Source organism: Pseudomonas sp. BIC9C (genome assembly GCF_034541995.1).
GTDB lineage: Bacteria > Pseudomonadota > Gammaproteobacteria > Pseudomonadales > Pseudomonadaceae > Aquipseudomonas > Aquipseudomonas fluorescens_CC.
The window spans coordinates 1,976,714-1,998,099 of the sequence record NZ_JAWDGM010000001.1; the positions used below are offsets into that span (position 1 = coordinate 1,976,714).

The window sequence follows — 21,386 nt, forward strand, 5'->3', positions numbered from 1 at the left end:
CCAACCGCCCCACGAGTGACTTATGCGCCGCCTGCTCACCGGCTGTTTCGTGACCCTGCTGCTTCTGCTCAACACCCTGGTCCTGATCGGACCGCTGATGGTGTTTGCCCTGCTCAAACTGGTCCTGCCCGGCCGTTTTCGCGATTACGCCTCATGGTCGGTGATGTGGATTGCCGAGACCTGGTCCGAGATCGACAAGCTGATCTTCCGCCTGTGCATCCCCACCCGATGGGACATCCGCGGCGGTGACGATCTGCGCCGTGACACCTCGTACCTGGTGATCAGCAACCATCAATCCTGGGTCGATATCCCGGCGCTGATCCAGACGCTGAACCGCCGTACGCCGTTCTTCAAGTTCTTCCTCAAGAAAGAGCTGATCTGGGTGCCCTTCCTGGGCCTGGCGTGGTGGGCGCTGGATTATCCGGTCATGAAGCGCTACAGCAAGGCGTTCCTGGCCAAACACCCGGAACTGGCGGGCAAGGATCTGGAGATCACCAAACAGGCCTGCGAACTGTTCAAGCGCCAACCGGTGACGGTGGTCAACTACCTCGAAGGCACGCGCTTCACGGCGGCTAAACGTGCCCAGCAACAGTCACCATTCAATCACTTGCTCAAGCCCAAGGTCGGTGGAGTGGCCTTTGTGCTGGCGGCGATGGGTGAACAGCTGGACGCGATCCTCGATGTGACGGTGGTTTACCCGCAGCAGAACATTCCGGGGTTCTGGGACTTGATCAGCGGCAATGTGCCAAGGGTCATCATCGATATCCAGACCCGCGAACTCGACCCGGCGCTGTGGCAGGGCGATTACGAGAACGATCCGCTGTTTCGCGAAAAAACCCAGAACTGGGTCAACCAGCTCTGGATCGAGAAGGACCGGCGCATCGACGCCTTGCGCACCGGGCGCCGCTGAATCAGCTACCGGTGCCGAAGCCCGTGCCCGTGCCCGTGCCCGTGCCCGTGCCCGTGCCCCAGATGCTGCCCAGATTGCTCAGCAGCGAACCCCCGACGCCCTGCTGACCGAGGTATTGCAGGAGCACCGGGGTAAACAGCCCGATCATGCCGCTGTCCATGCCCAGGGCGCTGAAGGCATTGTTCAGGTCATTGGTGTTCTTGACGTTGCCCAAGGCGTTATCCAGGCCTGCGGCCTTGCCGGTGGAGCCGAGCAATCCGGCGAGTGCACCCAGCTCGCCACCGCCGGACAGCATGTCGATACCCGGCACGCTTTTGGCCAGTTCCGAGTAGTTGGTCGAACTCAACTGGTTCTTCGCCAGCCCCAGCATCGCCCCGGCGCCGCCAAGGGCTTGCTGTGGGGTGATATTCAATTCAGTGAGCGCGCCCAGCAGGTCCGCCGTTTCCGTAGTCGGTGCAGCATCGGCCGCCGCATTGCCACCCTTCATGCCGGAAATGGCATTGGCCGCATCGCTCAGGTTGAACTGGGCAAAGGCCGGGCTGACTGCCAGGGTCAAGAGCGATGCCAGGACAAAACCGCGTGAAATCTTCATTCAGACATCCTCTATGAACGCCGCCCGCAATGGACGGCGAAAAACTGTGCATTGGACTGATATCCCCCGACATTGTTCCCAGCCACCCATCCCCTGTAGGAGCGAGCTCGCTCGCGATGGACGTTAACGATGACGCGTACTTCCTGAATTGGCGCGTTGCCCCCAAGTCCATCGCGAGCAAGCTCGCTCCTACAGGGATCAGGTTCATCAAAATATTTTCCCGGTGCTGCATCCAGTCCCGCCCCACGCCCGTATATCAAGCACGGACAGACATTCCTGGCCGATTCCCCACCAAAGGATCATCACCATGAAACGCACTTCGATCAAAACACCGTTGATTGCCAGCCTGCTGACCCTGGCCCTTGGCGGTGCTTTCGCCCTGAATACCGTACAAGCGGCAACCATGAGCCATGACAGCGTGACCGTCGGCGGCCAGGCCATGCTGCCGAGCAAGGACATCGTCGATAACGCGGTGAACTCCGCCGATCACACCACCCTGGTCGCCGCGGTAAAAGCCGCCGGCCTGGTCGACACCCTCAAGGGCAAAGGCCCGTTCACCGTATTCGCCCCGGTCAATTCAGCCTTTACCGCCCTGCCTGCCGGCACTGTCGATACGCTGCTCAAACCGGAAAACAAAGCCACCCTGAGCAAAATCCTCACCTACCACGTGGTCGCCGGCAAACTCGACATGGCAACCCTGGCCGAGAAGATCAAGGCCGGTGGTGGCAAGACCGAGCTCACCACCGTCGCCGGCGGAAAACTATGGGCGATGATGAACGGCCCGCACAACATCACCATCAAGGATGAAAAAGGTGACGTCGCCGACATCACCACCTATGACGTGTACCAGTCCAATGGGGTGATTCAGGTCATCGACAAGGTGCTGATGCCGAAAAGCTGAGCCGTGCCGCCGTCCCCGCGCGCCGGGGGCGGCGGTCCTCCCGAGGTGTTCGCCGTGAATGGAACAACTGCACGCTGTGAACTAACCTCTGCCTGCAACCGGCCCCCTGCCCTGCTTTCCGGGAGAACCGCTATTCCCATCACCGACACCGATCAGCTCAGGCAACTGCTGGCCCAGTGTTCACTGGGTGACCGCCGCGCCTTCGAGACGCTGTACCGCAGCGTCGGACCTCGGCTGCACGGTGTCGCCCTGCGATTCATGGGCCGTCCGGACCTGGCCGAAGAGGTGCTGCAAGAGAGCTTCGTGCGCATCTGGAACAATGCATCGCGCTACGAAGCGCATCTGTCGGCGCCGTTGACCTGGATGATCAACATCACCCGCAACCAAGCCATCGACCAGTTGCGCAAACACCGTGATCGGCCCTTGAGTGATCTCGAAGAACAGATGCTTGTGGATGAAAGTCCATCGGCCCACGAGCAATTGGACAGTGCCCGTGAAGCCAGCGCCTTGAGCCGCTGCCTGGACAGCCTCGAAGGCATGCAGCGCCAGTCGATTACCGTCGCTTATTTCCAGGGACTGTCGTGCTCCGAGTTGGCCGAACACCTGGCCGCGCCGCTGGGGTCGGTGAAGTCCTGGATCCGCCGCGGCCTGGAGCGCCTGCGCAGGTGCCTTGAATCATGAACTATAAAACCCCGACCCTGCGCCGCGCCCTCGCCGCCGACTATGCCATTGGCCTGATGCCCGCCACCGCGCGTCGGCGTTTCGAACAGCTGTTGCTGGAAGATGCGGCCTTGCGTGCGGAACTGGCACAGTGGCAGGAAAGCCTGGTCAGCCTGACCGAAGCCCTGCCGGAGCAACCGGTGCCGGATCGCGTCTGGCAAGGCATTACCGAACGGATCGAACCACAAGTGCTGCACGTGCCAGAGAAGCGTCCGTTCTGGAACTGGCTACGAGTGACAGCGGCGGTTTGCTCACTGCTGATTGCAGTGATTCTCGGCGTTCACTACATCTCCGACGATGCCCGCTACAGCGCCACGCTGGTCAACGCCGACGCGAAACCGGCGTTGCGTGTGCAGGCCCACGAGCATTACCTGCAAGTCGAGCCACTGACGCTGGCGGCTGTCGAACCCGGGCAAAGTCTGGAGTTGTGGGCGATTCCGGCGGACGGCAAACCGATCTCCCTCGGCGTGATTCCGGCTGGAGGCAAAGGCAAGGTCGAATTGAGCGAGGCGCAGAAAGCGCTGATCGGCAAGCCGATTGCGCTGGCGGTCAGTCTGGAACCGAAGGGCGGTTCGCCGACCGGGCAGCCGACGGGACCGGTGCTGTACCAAGGGGCATTGGCGGCACTGTGAAAGCAGAAGAGCAAAAGACCGCAAAATAAAACGGCGACCCGAAGGTCGCCGTTTTATTTTGCGTGAAGACTCAAGCCGCGCTGAACATCTTGTGCGGATCAATCACAAACTTCTTCGGCACGCCGGCATCGAACTCGCCATAACCCTGTGGAGCCTGATCCAGGCTGATCACCTGAACGCCCACCACTTCGGCGATGTTGATACGGTCCCACATGATCGCTTGCATGAGCGCGCGGTTGTACTTCATCACCGGGGTCTGGCCGGTGTGGAAGCTGTGGGATTTGGCCCAGCCCAGACCGAAGCGGATGCTCAGGCTGCCCATTTTCGCGGCAGCGTCGACAGCACCCGGGTCTTCGGTAACGTAGAGGCCGGGGATGCCGATCTTGCCTGCCACACGCACCACGCCCATCAGCGAGTTGAGCACGGTGGCCGGCGCTTCGTGCTTCACGCCGTCATGGCCATGACCACGGGCTTCGAAGCCGACGGCGTCGATGGCGCAATCCACTTCCGGTTCACCGAGCAGTGCGGCGATCTGTTCGTGCAGCGGCGTGTCCAGGGACAGGTCGGCGATTTCGAAGCCCTGGGCCTTGGCGTGAGCCAGGCGAATGGTATTGACGTCACCGATGATCACCACCGCCGCACCCAACAGACGGGCCGAAGCGGCCGCCGCCAAACCGACCGGACCGGCACCGGCGATGTACACGGTGCTGCCCGGGCCAACGCCAGCAGTCACGGCACCGTGGTAACCGGTCGGCAGGATGTCGGAGAGGCAAGTCAGGTCGCGGATTTTTTCCATGGCCCGGTCGCGGTCCGGCAGCTTCAGCAGGTTGAAGTCGGCGTACGGCACCATGGCGTATTCGGCCTGGCCGCCGGTCCAGTCGCCCATGTCGACATAACCGTAGGCACCACCCGGACGTGCCGGGTTGACGCTGAGGCAGACACCGGTGTGCATTTCTTTGCAGGAACGGCAGCGCCCGCAAGCCACGTTGAACGGAACGGACACCAGATCGCCGATTTTCAGGTTCTCGACGTCACTGCCCTTCTCGATCACTTCACCGGTGATCTCGTGACCCAGCACCAGGCCGGTTTGAGCGGTGGTACGACCGCGCACCATGTGCTGGTCGGAACCACAGATGTTAGTAGACACGACTTTCAGGATGACACCGTGCTCGATCTTCCTGCCGCGCGGGTCCTGCATTTCGGATAATCAATCTTCTGCACTTCGACCTTGCCAGCGCCGAGATACACCACACCACGATTGCCAGACATGCTTTCACCTCGCTGTTGTTTTTATGGAACCACGCTGCCCAGGCAGGCAGCGCGTTAAATGCTCGGGTACAGATGCTGTTTCTTGTGTTGCTTGTAAGGGCCTCTTCGCGGGCAAGCCCGCTCCCACAGTGGGCCGGAATAACCACAGATTTTGTGAACGACACAAAAACCTGTGGGAGCTGGCTTGCCAGCGAAAGCGATCTAAAGAACGACCGTACGATTGGCGTTCAAAAACACCCTTCTCTCAATGTGATAACCAACCGCCCGCGCCAGGGTCAGCCCCTCGATATCCCGCCCTTTGGCGATCAGGTCTTCCGGGTAATGGCTGTGGTCCACCGCCTCGACGCCCTGGGCGATGATCGGCCCTTCGTCGAGATCGTTGTTGATGTAGTGCGCCGTGGCGCCCACCAGCTTCACGCCCTTGTTGTAGGCCTGGTGATAGGGCTTGGCACCCTTGAAACCGGGCAGCAGGGAGTGGTGGATGTTGATCGCCTTGCCATCGAGCTTGCGGCACAACTCCGGCGACAGCACTTGCATGTAGCGCGCAAGGATCACCAGTTCAGCCCCGGACTCTTCAATGACTTGCCATACCTGACGCTCTTGCGACGGCTTGTCGTTCGGATCCAGCGGGAAGTGGTAGTACGGAATCTGGTGCCAGTCGGCCAGTGGCTTGAGGTCCGGGTGGTTGGAGACCACGGCGGCCACGTCCATCGACAACTGGCCAATGCGCTGGCGATAAAGCAAATCGTTGAGGCAGTGATCGGCCTTGGAAACCATGATCACCACTTTCGGCCGATAGTTCGGCGCGACCAGTTCGAAGTTCATGCCAAAGGCGTCACCACGCTCGGCCAACCCCGCGCGGAACGACTTCTCGTCGAAGCCATCGGGCTGTCGGAATTCCACACGAATGAAGAAACGGCCCGAGAGCCGGTCATCGAAGGAATGGTGCTCGGTGACGTAGCAGCCCTGCTCGAACAGAAAGCGGGTCACCACATCCACCGTGCCGAGCAGGCTTGGGCAGTCGGCGGTCAGAATCCATGTGTCTGGGGCGCGGCTCATGGTGCGGTGACTCCTGAGAATTCGATGGATGCCTACTGTAGGAGCGAGCCCTGCTCGCGATGGAGGCCAACGATGACGCGCTCTTTCTGATTCAACGCGTTGCCTTGAAGTCCATCGCGAGCAGGCTCGCTCCTACAGTGACGGTGGTGATCAGGCCTGAACGCTGAGGCCGAATTCGGCAGAAGCATCCTGCAACCACAACCACCAGTAATCCGAGAAGCTGCGACGAATCAACAGTTCCCAGGTGTCTTCGGCGGTGTGACGGATCATCAGCTGCGACTTGGCGAACACCGTGCCGACGGCTTTGCCCACCGGGAAGTTGTTCGGGTGCACGTCGTAGCTGGTGGACTTCATCAGTACCTGGCGCACGTTCGGGCCGCTCAGTTCGAGGAGCTGCTGGCCGCCGCTGACGTTGACGATTGCAATGTGCAGATCGCCCAACGCTTCGCGCAGTTTTTTCTCGGCGGCAAACTCTTCACCGGTCGGCACGATCAGCAGCCACTCATCCGGCCCCATCCATTGCAAACTGGTTTCGCCTTTGACGATGACGCTCAGCGCGCCCGGCAACTCGATGCCCAGGGCCTTGTGCACGCCCGCGGCGAACGCGGCGTCGTGGCCATCACCGCGGATGGTCAGGTGGCCGAGGAGTTTTTTCTCACGCACGGTCACGCCGGCGTTCTTGCGGCCCTTGCCCACCAGGCTGGCGAGGTCGGCGTGATGCAGCGACGACTCGGCCTTGGCCCCGGAGGTTGGGCGTTGTTGGTAAACATTGGCTGCGGTCATAAAGCACCTGTCCTGAATTCTGTGTTGATCGTTCCCACGCTCTGCGTGGGAACGATCGGAGGCAATTAAACGTTCTGGCGCTCACCCTTCGGATCGAAGAACACCGAAGAAACGATTTCCGCCTCGATCACGCTGCCGTCCGCCAATGGCGCGAAGACACGCTCGCCCATGCGGTTCAGGCCGCCCTTGACCACGCCCATGGCAAACGAATAGCCCAGGGAGTTGTGCAGGTAACTGGAAGTCACATGACCGACCATGGTCATCGGGATGGCTTGCTTGGTGTTGAACACCAGCTGCGCCCCTTCCGGCAGCCATTTGTTCGGATCGATCGGCTTGAGGCCAACCAGCTGTTTGCGCTGATCACGCACACAGTCTTCGCGGTTCATGCCACGCCAGCCGATCCACGAGAACGGTTTGGTGCGACCGACACACCAGCCCATGTTCAGGTCGTCCGGGGTCATCGAGCTGTCAGTGTCTTGCCCTACGATGATGAAGCCCTTCTCGGCCCGCAGCACGTGCATGGTTTCGGTGCCGTACGGCGTCAGGTTGTACTTCTTGCCGGCGTCGACGATTTTCTCGAGCACGCCCATGGCGTAGTCGGCCTGCACGTTGACTTCGTACGACAGCTCACCGGTAAACGAAATCCGGAACACCCGCGCCGGCACACCACCGACCAGGCCTTCTTTCCAGGTCATGAACGGGAAGGCTTCGTTGGCCAGGTCAATGTCGGTGACTTCGCTGAGCAGCTTGCGGCTGTTCGGCCCGGACAGGGTCATGGTCGCCCAGTGGTCGGTCACGGAGGTGAAGTACACCTTCATGTCCGGCCATTCGGTCTGGTGGTACAGCTCCAGCCACTGAAGCACGCGTGCCGCGCCGCCGGTGGTGGTGGTCATGACGAAATGGTTGTCGGCAAGGCATGCCGTCACGCCGTCGTCGAACACCATGCCGTCTTCTTTGCACATCAGGCCGTAACGCGCCTTGCCCACATCGAGCTTGGTCCAGGCGTTGGTGTAGACGCGGTTGAGGAACTCGCGGGCGTCCGGGCCCTGGATGTCGATCTTGCCCAGGGTCGAAGCGTCCAGCAGGCCGACGCTGTCGCGCACGGCTTTGCATTCGCGCTTCACTGCCGCGTGCATGTCTTCACCGGATTTCGGGAAGTACCACGGACGTTTCCACTGGCCAACATCCTCGAACTCGGCGCCGTTTTTCAGGTGCCACTGATGCAGGGCGGTGTAGCGCACTGGCTCGAAGATGTGCCCACAGTGACGACCGGCCACAGCGCCAAAGGTCACTGGCGTGTAGTTCGGACGGAACATGGTGGTGCCCATCTGCGGGATGGTCACGTTCAGCGAGCGGGCAGCGATGGCCAGGCCATTGACGTTGCCGAGCTTGCCCTGATCGGTGCCGAAGCCCAGCGCAGTGTAGCGCTTGACGTGCTCGACCGACTCGAAGCCTTCGCGGGTCGCCAGTTCGATGGCGGCGGCGGTGACATCGTTTTGCAGGTCGACGAATTGCTTCGGTGCCCGTGCGGTGTTCTTTTCATGGGGCACCTGGAACAGCGCCAGCGTCGGCTCCTCGAGACGGCTCAGGGCTTTCGGCAGTACGCCTTCGACTGTCTGGAAGCCGGCTTCAGCAGCGGCGCGGGCGCCGCCTTCAAAACCGTCGGCCAGAGAATCGCCAAGGCCGTAAACGCCGTTGATGCCACCGACACATACGCGTTTCTGCGGTGCTTCACCCGGTACGAAACCGAGGATGTCTTCACGCCAGATCGGCTTGCCACCCAGGTGCGAAGCCAGGTGAACCACAGGGCTGTAACCACCGGAACTGGCCACCACGTCGCACTCAAGCCATTCGCCAGGGCTGGTCACGGTGTGGGCTTTGACATCGATGGCGGCCACACGGGCAGCGGTCACACGCTTGCTGCCACGGGCCTCGATCACGGCGCTGCCGGTGAGGATGCGGATACCTTTGGCGCGTGCTTCTTCCACCAGCGCACCACGCGGGTTGCTGCGGGCGTCGGCGATGGCCACCACTTGCAGGCTGGCATCGAGCCAGTCCAGGGCAACGCGGTAGGCGTGGTCATTGTTGGTCGAAAGCACGAGCTTCTTGCCCGGCGCCACACCGTAACGGCGTACGTAAGTGGAGACAGCGCCGGCCAGCATGTTGCCCGGCACGTCGTTGTTGCCGTAGACCAGTGGGCGCTCGTGAGCGCCGGTCGCCAGTACCACTCGCTTGGCACGGACCCGGTGAATGCGCTGACGCACCTGGCCAATCGGAGCGCGGTCGCCGAGGTGATCGGTCAGGCGTTCGTGAATGGTCAGGAAGTTGTGGTCGTGGTAGCCGTTGACCGTGGCGCGCGGCAACAGCAGCACGTCCGGGGTGTTCTTCAGCTCGGCGATGACGCTGGCGACCCACTCGGTGGCCGGCTTGCCGTCGAGGCTTTCGCGGGAATCGAGCAGGCTGCCGCCGAACTCTTCCTGTTCATCGGCGAGAATCACGCGGGCACCGCTGCGCGCAGCCGCCAGGGCAGCTGCCAGACCGGCAGGACCAGCGCCGACGATCAGCACGTCGCAGTGCTGGTTCATGTAGTCGTAGGTGTCCGGATCGTTCTCGGTCGGCGAGCGGCCAAGGCCGGCAGCCTTGCGGATGTACTTCTCGTAGGTCATCCAGAACGATTGCGGGTACATGAAGGTTTTGTAGTAGAAGCCCGGTGGCATCAGCTTGCCGCCGACCTTGCCGAGAATCCCCATCATGTCGTTGTTCACGCTCGGCCAGCCGTTGGTGCTGGTGGCGACCAGGCCCTGATACAGCGCCTGTTGCGTAGCACGCACGTTCGGGATCTGCGTGGCTTCGGTGGCACCGATCTGCAGCACCGCGTTCGGCTCTTCTGCACCGGCGGCGAAAATGCCGCGCGGACGGGAATACTTGAAGCTGCGACCGATGATGTCGACGCCGTTGGCCAGCAGTGCAGCGGCCAGGGAGTCGCCTTCAAAGCCTTTGTAAACCTGGCCGTTGAAGGTGAAGGTCAAGACTTTGTTGCGGTCGATCCGTCCGCCATTGGACAGGCGATTGATCTGGCTCATACCTTCTCTCCCAGAGCCGTGCTGGCCGCTTTCGGGCTATCGGTCTTGTCGGTGAATTGTGGCTTGGTGCCGATCTTGTAGGTTTCGAGAATCTCGTAGGTCACGGTGTCGCGGGTGACGTTGAAGTACTGGCGGCAACCGGCAACGTGATCCCACAGCTCGTGGTGCAGGCCGCGAGGGTTGTCGCGGAAGAACATGTAGTCGCCCCACTCCTCGTCGGTGCAGCTGTTCGGGTCCAGTGGGCGCGGGATGTGCGCCTGGCCGGATGCATGGAATTCCTCTTCGGAGCGCAGTTCGCCGCAGTGAGGACAGAAGATATGCAACATAGGGATTTCTCCTGTTAGTGGGCGACTGCTGCAGCGCCGTGTTCGTCGATCAACGCACCGCTGTGGAAGCGGTCGATGGAGAAAGGTGCAGCCAACGGGTGCATTTCACCCTTGGCCAGGCTTGCGGCAAACACGTTGCCCGAGCCAGGTGTTGCCTTGAAGCCACCGGTGCCCCAACCGCAGTTGAAGAACATGTTCGGTACCGGAGTTTTCGAGATGATCGGGCAAGCATCCGGCGTGGTGTCGACGATGCCGCCCCACTGACGGTTCATGCGCACGCGGGACAGCACCGGGAACATTTCGACGATGGCCTGGATGGTGTGCTCGATTACCGGATAGGAACCGCGCTGACCGTAGCCGTTGTAGCCGTCGATACCGGCGCCGATCACCAGGTCACCCTTGTCGGACTGGCTGATGTAGCCGTGCACGGCGTTGGACATGATCACGCTGTCGATAATCGGTTTGATCGGCTCGGACACCAGCGCTTGCAGCGGGTGGGATTCGATCGGCAGACGGAAACCGGCGAGTTTGGCCATGTGCCCGGAGTTACCGGCAGTCACTACGCCGACGCGCTTGGCGCCGATGAAGCCCTTGTTGGTTTCCACGCCGATGCACACACCGTTTTCCTTGCGGAAACCGATCACTTCGGTCTGCTGGATCAGGTCCACGCCCAAGGCGTCGGCAGCACAGGCAAAGCCCCAGGCCACGGCATCGTGACGGGCCACGCCGCCGCGACGCTGGACGGTAGCGCCCATCACCGGGTAGCGGGTGTTCTTCGAGCAGTCGAGATACGGGATCTCGTCGGCAACCTGCTTGGCATCGAGCAGTTCGCCGTCCACGCCATTGAGGCGGTTGGCGCTGACCCGACGCTCGGAATCACGGATGTCCTGCAGGGTGTGGCTGAGGTTGTAGACGCCGCGCTGGGAGAACATCACGTTGTAGTTGAGGTCCTGGGACAGGCCTTCCCACAGTTTCATCGCGTGTTCGTACAGGTGCGCCGACTCGTCCCACAGGTAGTTGGAACGCACGATGGTGGTGTTGCGCGCGGTGTTACCGCCGCCCAGCCAGCCTTTCTCGACCACGGCCACGTTGGTGATGCCGTGTTCCTTGGCCAGGTAGTAAGCCGTGGCGAGACCATGCCCGCCACCGCCGACGATGACCACGTCGTAGACCTTTTTAGGGGTCGGCGTACGCCACATGCGCTGCCAGTTTTCATGGTGGCTGAGGGAGTGTTTGAAGAGGCCGAAGCCCGAGTAGCGTTGCATAGTCATTTACTCCAAAACCGCACTCAGCGATAAACCGGGAAGTCCGCGCACAGGGCCGATACCTGCTGGGCGACATTGGCCTCGACATCGGCATCGCCGAGGTTGTCGAGGATGTCGCAGATCCAGCCGGCCAGCGTGACGCATTGGGCCACCTTGAAGCCGCGCGTGGTCACCGCCGGGGTGCCGATACGCAGGCCGGAGGTCACGAACGGCGATTGTGGATCGTTCGGGACAGCGTTCTTGTTCACAGTGATGTGGGCGCGACCGAGGGCGGCGTCCGCCTCTTTGCCGGTCAGGCCCTGACGGATCAGGCTGACCAGGAACAGGTGGTTGTCGGTGCCGCCGGACACTACATCGTAGCCGCGTTTGATAAATACGCCGGCCATCGCCTGGGCGTTGTCGATCACTTGTTGCTGGTAGGCCTTGAAGCCTGGCTCCAGCGCTTCCTTGAAGCACACCGCCTTACCGGCGATCACGTGCATCAGCGGGCCGCCCTGGGCACCGGGGAATACGGCTGCGTTGAGCTTCTTCTCGATTTCTTCGTTGGACTTGGCCAGGATCAGCCCGCCACGTGGACCGCGCAGGGTCTTGTGGGTGGTGGTGGTGACCACGTCAGCGTAAGGCAGCGGGTTCGGGTACAGGCCGGCAGCGACCAGACCGGCAACGTGGGCCATGTCGACGAACAACAACGCACCCACCTTATCGGCGATCTGACGGAAGCGCGGGAAGTCGAGGGTCTTGGAGTAGGCCGAGAAACCGGCAACGATCATTTTCGGCTTGTGCTCGACGGCCAGGCGCTCGACTTCGTCGTAATCGATCAGGCCGGTCTTGGTGTCGATGCCGTACTGCACGGCGTTGTACAGCTTGCCCGAGGACGACACCTTGGCGCCGTGGGTCAGGTGACCGCCATGGGCCAGGCTCATGCCGAGAATGGTGTCGCCGGCTTGCAGCAGGGCCAGGTAGACGGCGCTGTTGGCCGAGGATCCGGAGTGTGGTTGCACGTTGGCGTAATCGGCGCCGAACAGTTGCTTGGCGCGTTCGATGGCCAGGGCTTCAACCTTGTCGACGTGCTCGCAGCCACCGTAGTAGCGCTTGCCCGGATAACCTTCGGCGTACTTGTTGGTCAGACCACTGCCCTGCGCTTCCATCACGCGCTTGCTGGTGTAGTTCTCCGACGCGATCAGCTCGATGTGATCTTCCTGACGTTGCTCCTCGGCATTCATCGCCGCCAGCAGTGCATCGTCGTAACCCTGGATCTTGTCTTGCTTGCTGAACATCGCGTCTCTCCCAGCGGCGGCGGTGCGCCATTCGTCTCGGTGAGGCACTGGCTTTTCGGCAGTGCCCTTTGATAGCGATGGTATGACTGGCTTGGAGTCGTCAAATGCCTACGGACGCCACGCAAAGGTGCGTTTACGACATGGCGGGAAATGGCAAGCCGGACACAAACCGCAAATCAGCCTGGATCCCTTGTGGGAGAGGGGTTGCTCGCGAAGAACGATAACGCGGTTTGCCTGAAGTACCGTGGCGCCTGCTTCGCGGGCAAGCCCGCTCCCACAGGGTTATGCGAGCACCTGACGCAAAGCCAGCAAAGCGACGAAATGCGCGGGATACAGGGCATACGCCCAGCGCCGTATCGGTGGTGGTTTTACGCCCCCGGCATGTCGCAACAGGAACAACCCGAGCCATGGGGCAATCAGACACGTGACGATGGCCGGAATCGCCGCGATATTGCCCAGGCGAGCGGCGTGATACAGGACCTGCCATTGATTGGCCACCAGACAGACCAGCCCCGCCAATAGCGCGAAATACCAGGGCCGTCGCAATACCAGAAACATCACCCACGGCAACAACACGCCATAGAAGCCGAACATCAATCGCCGGGAGAAGAACGCTGCCAGCAGTACCGCGCCGGCCGCCAGCAGTCGCGACGCAAGCGCCGGTTGCTGCCAGCCACGAACCACCAGCAGACCCAAGGCAAGGGTGGGCAGCACATTCAAGGTGTCGGGATTGGGAATGAACATTCGGTAAGGAATTTCACTCACCGCGCTGAACAGCAACAGCCAGGCCAGATAGCGCCACTGACCACCGGCCGTCGTAGTCCGCACGCGCGCCAGATTGGCCGCCATCGCCAGGCAGAACCACGGAAACGCCAGGCGTCCCGGCACATAAAGCAAATCGGCGGAATAACCGACATATCGCAAGTGATCGAGCAGCATGCTCAAAAGCGCCAGCCACTTGAGCAGATCCAATGCCCCGTCTCGCTGCTTTAAGTGCATGGCCTTGTGCATGATCTTGTGCATTGTCACGTGCATAATTGCCCTTCGACTGTGTATGTTCCAAACAGCGACATCCTGTGCGCTCCACCTGACGATCTTGGGTACAGTGCGCACCCTCATTGACCACGGGACGCTTCACCATAGGCATCTCGACCACGGAAGCAGGCCATGACCGACAAGAGCCAACAATTCGCCAGCGACAACTATTCCGGCATCTGCCCTGAAGCCTGGGCGGCCATGGAACAGGCCAACCACGGCCACCAGCGCGCATACGGCGACGACGAGTGGACCGCCCGCGCCTCCGACGATTTCCGTAAACTGTTTGAAACCGACTGCGAAGTGTTTTTCGCCTTCAACGGCACCGCCGCCAACTCGCTGGCGCTGTCGTCGCTGTGCCAGAGTTACCACAGCGTGATCTGCTCGGAAACCGCCCACGTCGAAACCGACGAATGCGGCGCCCCGGAATTCTTCTCAAACGGTTCCAAACTGCTGATCGCCCGCACTGAAAACGGCAAGTTGACCCCGGACTCGATCCGAGAGGTCGCGCTCAAGCGCCAGGATATCCACTACCCCAAACCCCGCGTCGTGACCCTGACCCAGGCCACCGAAGTCGGCAGCGTCTACACCCCGGACGAAATCCGCGCCATCAGCGCCACCTGCAAGGAACTGGGCCTGAACTTGCACATGGACGGCGCACGCTTCTCCAACGCCTGCGCCTTCCTCGGCTGCAGCCCGGCTGACCTGACCTGGAAGGCCGGCGTCGATGTGCTGTGCTTTGGCGGCACCAAAAACGGCATGGCGGTGGGTGAGGCGATTCTGTTCTTCAACCACAAACTCGCCGAAGACTTCGATTACCGCTGCAAACAGGCCGGGCAACTGGCGTCGAAAATGCGCTTCCTGTCGGCACCATGGGTCGGCATCCTCGAAAACGACGCCTGGCTCAAATACGCCAACCACGCCAACCGCTGCGCGCAATTGCTGGCCGAACTGGTCAGCGACATTCCCGGCGTGGAACTGATGTTCCCGGTGCAGGCCAACGGCGTATTCCTGCAACTGTCGGAACCGGCCATCGCGGCACTGACCGCCAGGGGCTGGCGTTTCTACACCTTCATCGGCAACGGCGGTGCACGCTTCATGTGCTCGTGGGACACAGAGGAAGAGCGGGTGCGGGAGTTGGCTGCGGATATACGGGAAGTAATGGGGAATTGAACATTCGGCCGGGTAGTCGACGCACCACTGGTCGACACTGTCAACTATTACAGTATCGCTGCTATTTACAGCGAACTTACCATCGGATCACCTAAAAAGGATTGTTGCAGTTTTTTGGGGAGCAAGGTCATTTCCGAATGAAGATTGATATTTAACCTGACAGGGTGAAACTGCCATGGCCAATAAAACCAATACCTTTACGTTGAAATCCGAAAAGCTGTACCCCGGGGAATCCTTCCACCAGGTCATACAAATCGGCGACCACATGCCTGCGCCGGCAGGGTACCCGAACAAATGGATGGTCGTCAGCGATAAATATTTCATCTTCGACGGTGATAATTATCGAATTGAACTCCATGCCACATCAGTTCCTGACAAATAGATGCGCATTTTGCGTACTCCTGGCAAAGAAGTTGCCAGGAGTACGCACACCGATCCGGACTCCATTCACGCCCTTCGGCACGCTCCAGCACGACAGGATGCAGCCCTCGGCTTCGTGTTCCTCGGTGATCCCAACACCGCGTCGTTCGATCTCAAGGCGGCCGCGCCGCCGAACGCAGACTACGTCAGTTGCTACACATCACGTAAAGAACTGACATGCAGTTTCGTTCCTGATGCCAGAAAGTCTTGGTCTACATTGACTGCAGATTCACACGGATAACAACAATCAGGAGCATCCGCATGTCTTTGCAAGGCAAAACCCTGTTCATTACCGGCGCCAGCCGTGGCATCGGCCGCGAGATCGCGCTACGGGCCGCACGCGATGGGGCCAATATTGTGATCGCAGCCAAAAGCGCCGAGCCCCACGCCAAGCTGCCGGGGACGATTTTCAGCGTGGCCGGGGAAGTGGAAGCCGCAGGTGGCAAGGCGCTGGCCTTGCAGGTGGACGTGCGTGAAGAGGATGCCGTACGTGAGGCGCTGGCCCAGGCCAACGAACATTTCGGCAGTATCGATGCACTGATCAACAATGCCGGGGCGATCAAGCTGACCGGAGTCCAGCACCTTGAACTCAAGCGCTTTGACCTGATGCACCAGATCAATACCCGCGCCGTATTGCTTTGCAGCCAGGCTGCGTTGCCCTATCTGAAGAAGTCCGCCGGGCACATCCTCAACCTGTCGCCACCGCTGAACCTGGCTACCAAATGGTTCGCCCAATACAGCCCTTATACCGTGACCAAATACGGCATGAGCATGCTGACCCTGGGTATGAGTGAGGAATTCAGGAATTACGGCATCAGCGTCAATTCGCTGTGGCCACAGACGATGATCGCCACCGCCGCCATCGAGTTTCAGCTGGGATCACGGGAGTCATTCAAGCATGCACGTACGCCCGCGATCATGGCCGATGCCGCTCATGTAATCCTGAGCAGCGCGAACCGCAGCCTGACCGGGCGTTTGCTGATCGATGAGGAAATACTGCGGGAAAACGGTGTGACTGAGTTCGATCACTATCGGTTCGCGCCCGACAGCAGCGACAAGCTGATGACGGACCTGTTTATCGATTGATCACCCTCCCTGTAGGAGCGAGCTTGCTCGCGATGGACGACAGAACAACGCGGGGCATCAGGACGCCAGCGTTACCGTTGACGTCCATCGCGAGCAGGCTCGCTCCTACAGGGGTCATCGGTGTGGATCAGTACTCAATCCGCACGTCGCCTTTCGGCACGCTGCAGCACGACAGGATGAACCCTTCGGCTTCGTCTTCCTCAGTGATCCCGCCGTTGTGCTCCATCTCCACTTCACCGCCCAGCTTCAACACCTTGCAGGTCCCGCAGATACCCATGCCGCACGCTTTCGGAATCATCAGGCCGACCTTGGCCGCCGCTGCATGCACGGTCTCGCCCGGGGCCACGCGGATGCTCTTGCCGGAGGAGGTGAACTCCACTTGATGCAGATCCGCGGCGTCCACTTCCGGTGCCTCAGCCGCTTGTTCGGCATGCTCCTCGGCGTCGGCGCGGGCCTCGGCCGGGGTCGCTCCGAAGGATTCTTCGTGGTAGCGCTTCATGTCGAAGCCGGCGTTTTCCAGCAGGCGCTTGACCGCATTCATATACGGTGTCGGGCCGCAGCAGAAGACCTCCCGCTCAAGGAAGTCCGGAACCATCAGTTCCAGCATCTTGTGGTTCAGGTACCCACGATACCCGGCCCATGGCTCACCGAAACCGTGCTTCTCGCAAATCAGGTGCAGGCTGAAGTTTTCGATCCGCGCCGCCATATGCTCCAGCTCGCGGTGATAAATGATGTCTTTCGGCGACCGGGCGCTGTGGATAAACGCCATATCGACTTTGCCGTTGGTATCGAAGAACCAGCGCGCCATGGACATGCACGGTGTGATCCCCACGCCGCCGCTGAGATACAGCACTTTCGGATTCGGGAAGTCGATGGCATTGAACAGGCCGACCGGGCCATGCACCGCCAGCTCGTAGCCTTCATGCAGGGTGTCGTGCAACCAGTTCGAGACCTTGCCGCCCGGAACCCGCTTGATGGTCACCGAAAAGCTGTAAGGCACCGACGGCGAACTGGAAATGGTGTAGGAGCGCATGATCGGCTGACCTTCGATTTCCAGCTCCAGGGTGACAAACTGCCCGGGCTTGAAGAAGAACATGATCGGCTGATCAGCCATGAAGCAGAAGGTACGCACATCCCAGGTTTCCTGGATGACTTTGACGCAACGGACGATATGCCGACCATTGGCCCAGGTCTGGGTGGTTACCGGGTTCAGGAAGTTGTTGGACATGCTGATCTCCACGGCCGACTGTCGGCCTTCATGTTGGCGATTCTGCGTATAGCGCGAATCACCCATTTACCTATCTGCGACATTGACATGCTTATCGCGACCAGCCCACAACGACCGGGGCTTGCGCGTCGGGAACAGATTGCACCATGTCGCCCATGGATAAGGTTCTGGCCAGCGCCGGCCCCACACTCGCCCCATACCAAGACACAACCTTTACACCTTGCGTAGCAACCCTGAACAGCACACCTGATTAGCCACTTTCGCCGGCCACGCAGATGGCCTTGAGGATTAAACGATGGACGTCACTACTACACTGAGCCTGGGCGATCCGCTGGAACCCGCACGCAAGGCCACTGCACAGATGCTGCAAGAGCGCGAGCGCACGTTTTCGCTGCCGCAGCCGTTTTACTCCGACGAGCGCCTGTTTGATATCGACATGCAGGAAATCTTTCAGAAAGAGTGGTTGATCGCCGGCATGACCTGCGAGATCCCTACCAAGGGCAACTACCTGACCCTGCAAGTCGGCAAGAACCCGATCATCGTGATTCGCGGCGCCGATGGCGTGGTGCATGCGTTCCACAACGTTTGCCGCCACCGTGGCTCACGCCTGTGCACCAGTGAAAAAGGCAAAGTCGCCAAACTGGTCTGCCACTACCACCAGTGGACTTACGAGCTGGACGGTCGCCTGCTGTTCGCCGGCACCGAAATGGGTGCCGACTTCGACATGAAGCAATACGGTCTCAAACCGGTGAACGTGAAAACCGCCGGCGGCTACATCTTCATCAGCCTGGCGGACAACCCGCCGGCCATCGATGACTTCCTGTCGACGCTCAGCCACTACATGGAACCGTACGACATGGAGAACACCAAGGTGGCGGTGCAAACCACCTTGATGGAAAAGGCCAACTGGAAGCTTGTGCTAGAGAATAACCGCGAGTGCTACCACTGCAACGCGTCGCACCCGGAACTGCTCAAAACCCTGCTGGAATGGGACGACGTCACCGACCCGCGCGCCGACCAGGCGTTCAAGGATCACGTCGCCGCCTCCGCCGCTGCCTGGGAAGCCGAGAAGATCCCTTACGCCCACGCCAGCTTCGGCCTGCGTAACCGCATCGTGCGCATGCCGCTGCTCAAGGGCACCGTGTCGATGACCATGGACGGCAAACAGGGCTGCGCCAAGCTGATGGGCCGCATCAAGAACCCGGATCTGGGCTCGATGCGCATCCTGCACCTGCCGCATTCCTGGAACCACTGCATGGGCGACCACATCATCGTGTTCACCGTGTGGCCGATCAGCGCCCAGGAAACCATGGTCACCACCAAATGGATCGTGCACAAGGACGCCGTCGAAGGCGTGGACTACGACGTGGAGCGCATGCGCCAGGTCTGGGACGCCACCAACGACCAGGACCGTCGCCTGGCCGAAGAAAACCAACGCGGCATCAACTCCACCGCGTACCAGCCTGGCCCGTACTCCAAGACCTACGAGTTTGGCGTGGTGAACTTCGTGGACTGGTACAGCGAGCGCCTGCTGAGCAACCTGGGTGCCGAGCCTGCGCCATATCTAAAGGGTGTTCCGGTACAAGGTTAACGCCACCGCCCTCTGTAGGAGCGAGCATGCTCGCTCCTACAGGGATGGGGGTTTCTCCCTTTAGCACTGTACGAAATATGATCTATTCCTTTCAGCGCTATACCCTCTGTGGCTCTCAGCTTTCCGCGAACAAGTTATCCACATCTCCACCCACAGCTATTGGGGACAACTGTGGAAATGCCGCCCATTTTCTTCACTGAAACCAAAGAAAAACCGTGACTTATCCAGAAGCATGCTTCCATGGACGGCCTGGTTGTTTTTTAATCAACACCATGAAAGCCACGGATTACATAGCCTTCAGAGGATGGCAAACACCTTATCCACAGAAGCGCCAACAGACTTTGGGGTTAACTTCGCAGCTTCTGTGGAAAACCGCTGAAACCCGCAGAAACCCGGTGTTTGCGTGACAGCTGACGGCACAAAACCGTCTTTTGATCACTTTTTGACCACAAGCCTGCACACCTTGGTCTATAAGGCCTTCAGACGATAGCAAACATCTTATCCACAGAAGAGCCAACAGAGATTGGGGGCAAGTCTGCATCAACTGCCGCACTTATCCCCTTGAAAAAGCTTGGAAAAACCACGAACCAGAGTGGTTGTTTTTTGTACGACGCTCTACAGGGCTTGATTTGCAAGGGGTGTAGCGAGGGGCGAACATGTTATCCACAGAACCACCAACAGGGATTGTGGGTAAACGCCAACGTTGTTCAGACTTTATTGAGGCATGAGCGACCTGAATCCAGGTCCAGGTCCAGGTTCAATTCGAAGTCTTTGAAGGCACGCCACCCGAGCAATATCGACGGGACGTATTGCCCGTCCACCAACGACGGCGGGATGGTAAAGCCCGGGTAGTATTTGTAGCTGACCATCAGGGCGTCGCCTTGCAGGGCCAATACGCCGTTGAAGCGTTGAAAGTGCTTTTTGTCGCCGGTGTAAACGTTCGAGCCTCCCGGTGTCAGCGCCTGCACCACGCTGACTTGCCTGCCAGGCGACGCGGCTGTCAGGTAGTCGACATTTCCCGTATCGATGATGGCCTGCGTTGCCCGACGATCCAGCTGTGCGGCAACTACCAGCCGTTGGTTGAGATCCAGGCGGCTTAAGGCAATTGGCGCATCACAGCGCCTGGCAGGCGGCGGGTTAAGCTCCAGTGTTCTCCTGGTTATCTTCAAGCGCCCCAGCTTGCTGATCAGATCCAGCCCCAACAGATTATCCCGGTCGCTGACAAAGACCAGGACGTTCCTGAACTCATGGGTGCCGACTCTCAGTGACTTGAGAATTCCCAACCTCGCGGCCAAGCCCTTTTCGCCATAAAACGTGCTGTAGCGATAATGAGCATCGGGCAACATCCTGATGCCCATCTGTTTCGCCGTTTCAATGTTGACCCGGGTTTGCGGTGCCCCCGTGTCCAGTACAAAACGCGCCGAGACACCGTTAGCCGTTCCGACCTCGATAAATGGCAGCGTTTGTTCAGCGATGTAGAAGTCATTGGCATAAGGATGGAGCTGCAGCACCTCATGTCGTGCCGAACCCTTGACCGAGAAATTGCCAGTCCTCGCCAGGATAGCCAGTGATTCGCTGCCAAACATGGAGAACAGGGCGTTCAGGTCGGCGTCGGCCGCAATCGCCCGGGCATGCTTGCCCTTGATGGCCAGATAGTACTCGGGGAGCTGGTTGGTGGCCTTGGCTTCAAGCATTCTGGCCAAAACCGTCACCGAACAGCTGAGGTGGTTATCGGCATCCAGTACCCTGTCGCACTGCTGCCGTAGCTGCGCCAGGGACGCGTTGTGCCCTTGGCCGGTCTCCAGCCATTGATAAAAGTCCTGATCAGCCATGGGCACGTTTGCCGGGACAGCAGGCATCGACCCTGTGGATACCCACAGGGTCGATGCAAAAAGCGCCAGAAGAGCGAAAGTCTTCATGTTCAGGCCAGTCATAAAAACCGGGATTCATGAGTCAGCGCTGAACGTCTGAAAACTCCCGAAAGCGTGTCGCACCCTTGATCAGCACATAGAAAACTGTAGCTCACCGCCCTCGTC

Annotated in this window: 18 protein-coding genes and 1 pseudogene; 7 read left to right on the forward strand and 12 right to left on the reverse strand. The window is 60.1% G+C overall.

The window, feature by feature from the left end; translation table 11 throughout:
- Positions 1-22 precede the first annotated feature (22 nt).
- On the forward strand, positions 23-910 hold the full coding sequence (locus RS887_RS09235) for an acyltransferase (protein ID WP_322615111.1): 888 nt from the start codon (positions 23-25) through the stop codon (positions 908-910).
- 1 nt (position 911) lies between these two features.
- Here RS887_RS09235 and RS887_RS09240 read toward each other — a convergent pair whose 3' ends face one another.
- On the reverse strand, positions 912-1,502 hold the full coding sequence (locus RS887_RS09240; RefSeq protein ID WP_322615112.1) for a DUF2780 domain-containing protein: 591 nt from the start codon (positions 1,500-1,502) through the stop codon (positions 912-914).
- A 307-nt stretch (positions 1,503-1,809) separates the two neighbouring features.
- On the opposite strand from RS887_RS09240, the gene RS887_RS09245 reads away from it, so the two are divergent.
- The 3 genes from RS887_RS09245 to RS887_RS09255 are packed head-to-tail and all read left to right on the forward strand — an operon-like array spanning position 1,810 to position 3,755.
- Positions 1,810-2,403 carry a fasciclin domain-containing protein gene (locus RS887_RS09245; protein ID WP_322615113.1) on the forward strand — a complete coding sequence of 198 codons (594 nt, stop codon included), beginning with the start codon at positions 1,810-1,812 and terminating at the stop codon, positions 2,401-2,403.
- 54 nt (positions 2,404-2,457) lie between these two features.
- A complete protein-coding gene (locus RS887_RS09250) occupies positions 2,458-3,084 on the forward strand; it encodes a sigma-70 family RNA polymerase sigma factor (RefSeq protein WP_111285691.1) in 627 nt (208 codons plus the stop codon).
- A complete protein-coding gene (locus RS887_RS09255; protein WP_322615114.1) occupies positions 3,081-3,755 on the forward strand; it encodes an anti-sigma factor domain-containing protein in 675 nt (224 codons plus the stop codon). The genes RS887_RS09250 and RS887_RS09255 overlap by 4 nt, the downstream gene beginning before the upstream one ends.
- Before the next feature lie 70 nt (positions 3,756-3,825).
- On the opposite strand, the pseudogene fdhA reads toward RS887_RS09255, so the two are convergent.
- The 8 genes and pseudogenes from fdhA to RS887_RS09295 form a co-directional block, all read right to left on the reverse strand.
- Positions 3,826-5,024: pseudogene (gene fdhA, locus RS887_RS09260) on the reverse strand (formaldehyde dehydrogenase, glutathione-independent).
- A gap of 201 nt (positions 5,025-5,225) precedes the next feature.
- Positions 5,226-6,083 carry a formyltetrahydrofolate deformylase gene (gene purU, locus RS887_RS09265; protein WP_322615115.1) on the reverse strand — a complete coding sequence of 286 codons (858 nt, stop codon included), beginning with the start codon at positions 6,081-6,083 and terminating at the stop codon, positions 5,226-5,228.
- A 150-nt stretch (positions 6,084-6,233) separates the two neighbouring features.
- Entirely contained in the window at positions 6,234-6,866 is a 633-nt protein-coding gene (locus RS887_RS09270; protein ID WP_085716467.1) for a sarcosine oxidase subunit gamma, read from the reverse strand.
- Positions 6,867-6,931: 65 nt separating this feature from the next.
- Positions 6,932-9,949: a sarcosine oxidase subunit alpha gene (locus RS887_RS09275; RefSeq protein ID WP_322615116.1), complete on the reverse strand. Its 3,018-nt coding sequence runs from the start codon at positions 9,947-9,949 to the stop codon at positions 6,932-6,934.
- On the reverse strand, positions 9,946-10,275 hold the full coding sequence (locus RS887_RS09280; RefSeq protein WP_007980417.1) for a sarcosine oxidase subunit delta: 330 nt from the start codon (positions 10,273-10,275) through the stop codon (positions 9,946-9,948). The genes RS887_RS09275 and RS887_RS09280 overlap by 4 nt, the downstream gene beginning before the upstream one ends.
- Before the next feature lie 14 nt (positions 10,276-10,289).
- Complete coding sequence (locus tag RS887_RS09285; protein ID WP_322615277.1) at positions 10,290-11,540, reverse strand: sarcosine oxidase subunit beta family protein; 1,251 nt, start codon at positions 11,538-11,540, stop codon at positions 10,290-10,292.
- A 23-nt stretch (positions 11,541-11,563) separates the two neighbouring features.
- Entirely contained in the window at positions 11,564-12,817 is a 1,254-nt protein-coding gene (gene glyA, locus RS887_RS09290; RefSeq protein ID WP_111285555.1) for a serine hydroxymethyltransferase, read from the reverse strand.
- Positions 12,818-13,099: 282 nt separating this feature from the next.
- Positions 13,100-13,852 (reverse strand): TraX family protein, encoded by a 753-nt coding sequence (locus RS887_RS09295; protein ID WP_322615117.1) that lies wholly within the window; start codon positions 13,850-13,852, stop codon positions 13,100-13,102.
- 132 nt (positions 13,853-13,984) lie between these two features.
- On the opposite strand from RS887_RS09295, the gene RS887_RS09300 reads away from it, so the two are divergent.
- The gene (locus RS887_RS09300; RefSeq protein WP_322615118.1) at positions 13,985-15,025 is read left to right on the forward strand and encodes a low specificity L-threonine aldolase; all 1,041 of its coding nucleotides are present in this window, start codon (positions 13,985-13,987) and stop codon (positions 15,023-15,025) included.
- 151 nt (positions 15,026-15,176) lie between these two features.
- On the opposite strand, the gene RS887_RS09305 is transcribed toward RS887_RS09300, so the two are convergent.
- Positions 15,177-15,383 carry a hypothetical protein gene (locus RS887_RS09305; RefSeq protein ID WP_322615119.1) on the reverse strand — a complete coding sequence of 69 codons (207 nt, stop codon included), beginning with the start codon at positions 15,381-15,383 and terminating at the stop codon, positions 15,177-15,179.
- Positions 15,384-15,706: 323 nt separating this feature from the next.
- Here RS887_RS09305 and RS887_RS09310 point away from each other — a divergent pair, with 323 nt between their 5' ends.
- The gene (locus tag RS887_RS09310) at positions 15,707-16,531 is read left to right on the forward strand and encodes an NAD(P)-dependent oxidoreductase (protein ID WP_322615120.1); all 825 of its coding nucleotides are present in this window, start codon (positions 15,707-15,709) and stop codon (positions 16,529-16,531) included.
- Between the two features lie 127 nt (positions 16,532-16,658).
- Here RS887_RS09310 and gbcB read toward each other — a convergent pair whose 3' ends face one another.
- Positions 16,659-17,759: a glycine-betaine demethylase subunit GbcB gene (gene gbcB / locus RS887_RS09315; protein WP_322615121.1), complete on the reverse strand. Its 1,101-nt coding sequence runs from the start codon at positions 17,757-17,759 to the stop codon at positions 16,659-16,661.
- 295 nt (positions 17,760-18,054) lie between these two features.
- On the opposite strand from gbcB, the gene gbcA reads away from it, so the two are divergent.
- Positions 18,055-19,350, forward strand: a complete 1,296-nt coding sequence (gbcA, locus tag RS887_RS09320) for a glycine-betaine demethylase subunit GbcA (RefSeq protein ID WP_322615122.1) — start codon at positions 18,055-18,057, stop codon at positions 19,348-19,350.
- Between the two features lie 707 nt (positions 19,351-20,057).
- On the opposite strand, the gene RS887_RS09325 is transcribed toward gbcA, so the two are convergent.
- A complete protein-coding gene (locus tag RS887_RS09325; protein ID WP_322615123.1) occupies positions 20,058-21,284 on the reverse strand; it encodes a retropepsin-like aspartic protease in 1,227 nt (408 codons plus the stop codon).
- Positions 21,285-21,386: the final 102 nt, after the last annotated feature.

Excerpts from the sequence above, each read along its gene's own strand:
- gbcA (WP_322615122.1), top strand. The coding sequence starts at position 18,055 with ATGGACGTCACTACTACACTGAGCCTGGGCGATCCGCTGGAACCCGCA.
- RS887_RS09310 (WP_322615120.1), top strand. The coding sequence starts at position 15,707 with ATGTCTTTGCAAGGCAAAACCCTGTTCATTACCGGCGCCAGCCGTGGC.
- RS887_RS09300 (WP_322615118.1), top strand. The coding sequence starts at position 13,985 with ATGACCGACAAGAGCCAACAATTCGCCAGCGACAACTATTCCGGCATC.
- purU (WP_322615115.1), bottom strand. The coding sequence starts at position 6,083 with ATGAGCCGCGCCCCAGACACATGGATTCTGACCGCCGACTGCCCAAGC.
- RS887_RS09245 (WP_322615113.1), top strand. The coding sequence starts at position 1,810 with ATGAAACGCACTTCGATCAAAACACCGTTGATTGCCAGCCTGCTGACC.
- RS887_RS09305 (WP_322615119.1), bottom strand. The coding sequence starts at position 15,383 with ATGGAGTTCAATTCGATAATTATCACCGTCGAAGATGAAATATTTATC.
- RS887_RS09255 (WP_322615114.1), top strand. The coding sequence starts at position 3,081 with ATGAACTATAAAACCCCGACCCTGCGCCGCGCCCTCGCCGCCGACTAT.
- RS887_RS09235 (WP_322615111.1), top strand. The coding sequence starts at position 23 with ATGCGCCGCCTGCTCACCGGCTGTTTCGTGACCCTGCTGCTTCTGCTC.
- glyA (WP_111285555.1), bottom strand. The coding sequence starts at position 12,817 with ATGTTCAGCAAGCAAGACAAGATCCAGGGTTACGACGATGCACTGCTG.
- RS887_RS09285 (WP_322615277.1), bottom strand. The coding sequence starts at position 11,540 with ATGCAACGCTACTCGGGCTTCGGCCTCTTCAAACACTCCCTCAGCCAC.
- RS887_RS09240 (WP_322615112.1), bottom strand. The coding sequence starts at position 1,502 with ATGAAGATTTCACGCGGTTTTGTCCTGGCATCGCTCTTGACCCTGGCA.
- RS887_RS09280 (WP_007980417.1), bottom strand. The coding sequence starts at position 10,275 with ATGTTGCATATCTTCTGTCCTCACTGCGGCGAACTGCGCTCCGAAGAG.
- RS887_RS09275 (WP_322615116.1), bottom strand. The coding sequence starts at position 9,949 with ATGAGCCAGATCAATCGCCTGTCCAATGGCGGACGGATCGACCGCAAC.
- RS887_RS09325 (WP_322615123.1), bottom strand. The coding sequence starts at position 21,284 with ATGACTGGCCTGAACATGAAGACTTTCGCTCTTCTGGCGCTTTTTGCA.
- RS887_RS09295 (WP_322615117.1), bottom strand. The coding sequence starts at position 13,852 with ATGCACGTGACAATGCACAAGATCATGCACAAGGCCATGCACTTAAAG.
- gbcB (WP_322615121.1), bottom strand. The coding sequence starts at position 17,759 with ATGTCCAACAACTTCCTGAACCCGGTAACCACCCAGACCTGGGCCAAT.
- RS887_RS09270 (WP_085716467.1), bottom strand. The coding sequence starts at position 6,866 with ATGACCGCAGCCAATGTTTACCAACAACGCCCAACCTCCGGGGCCAAG.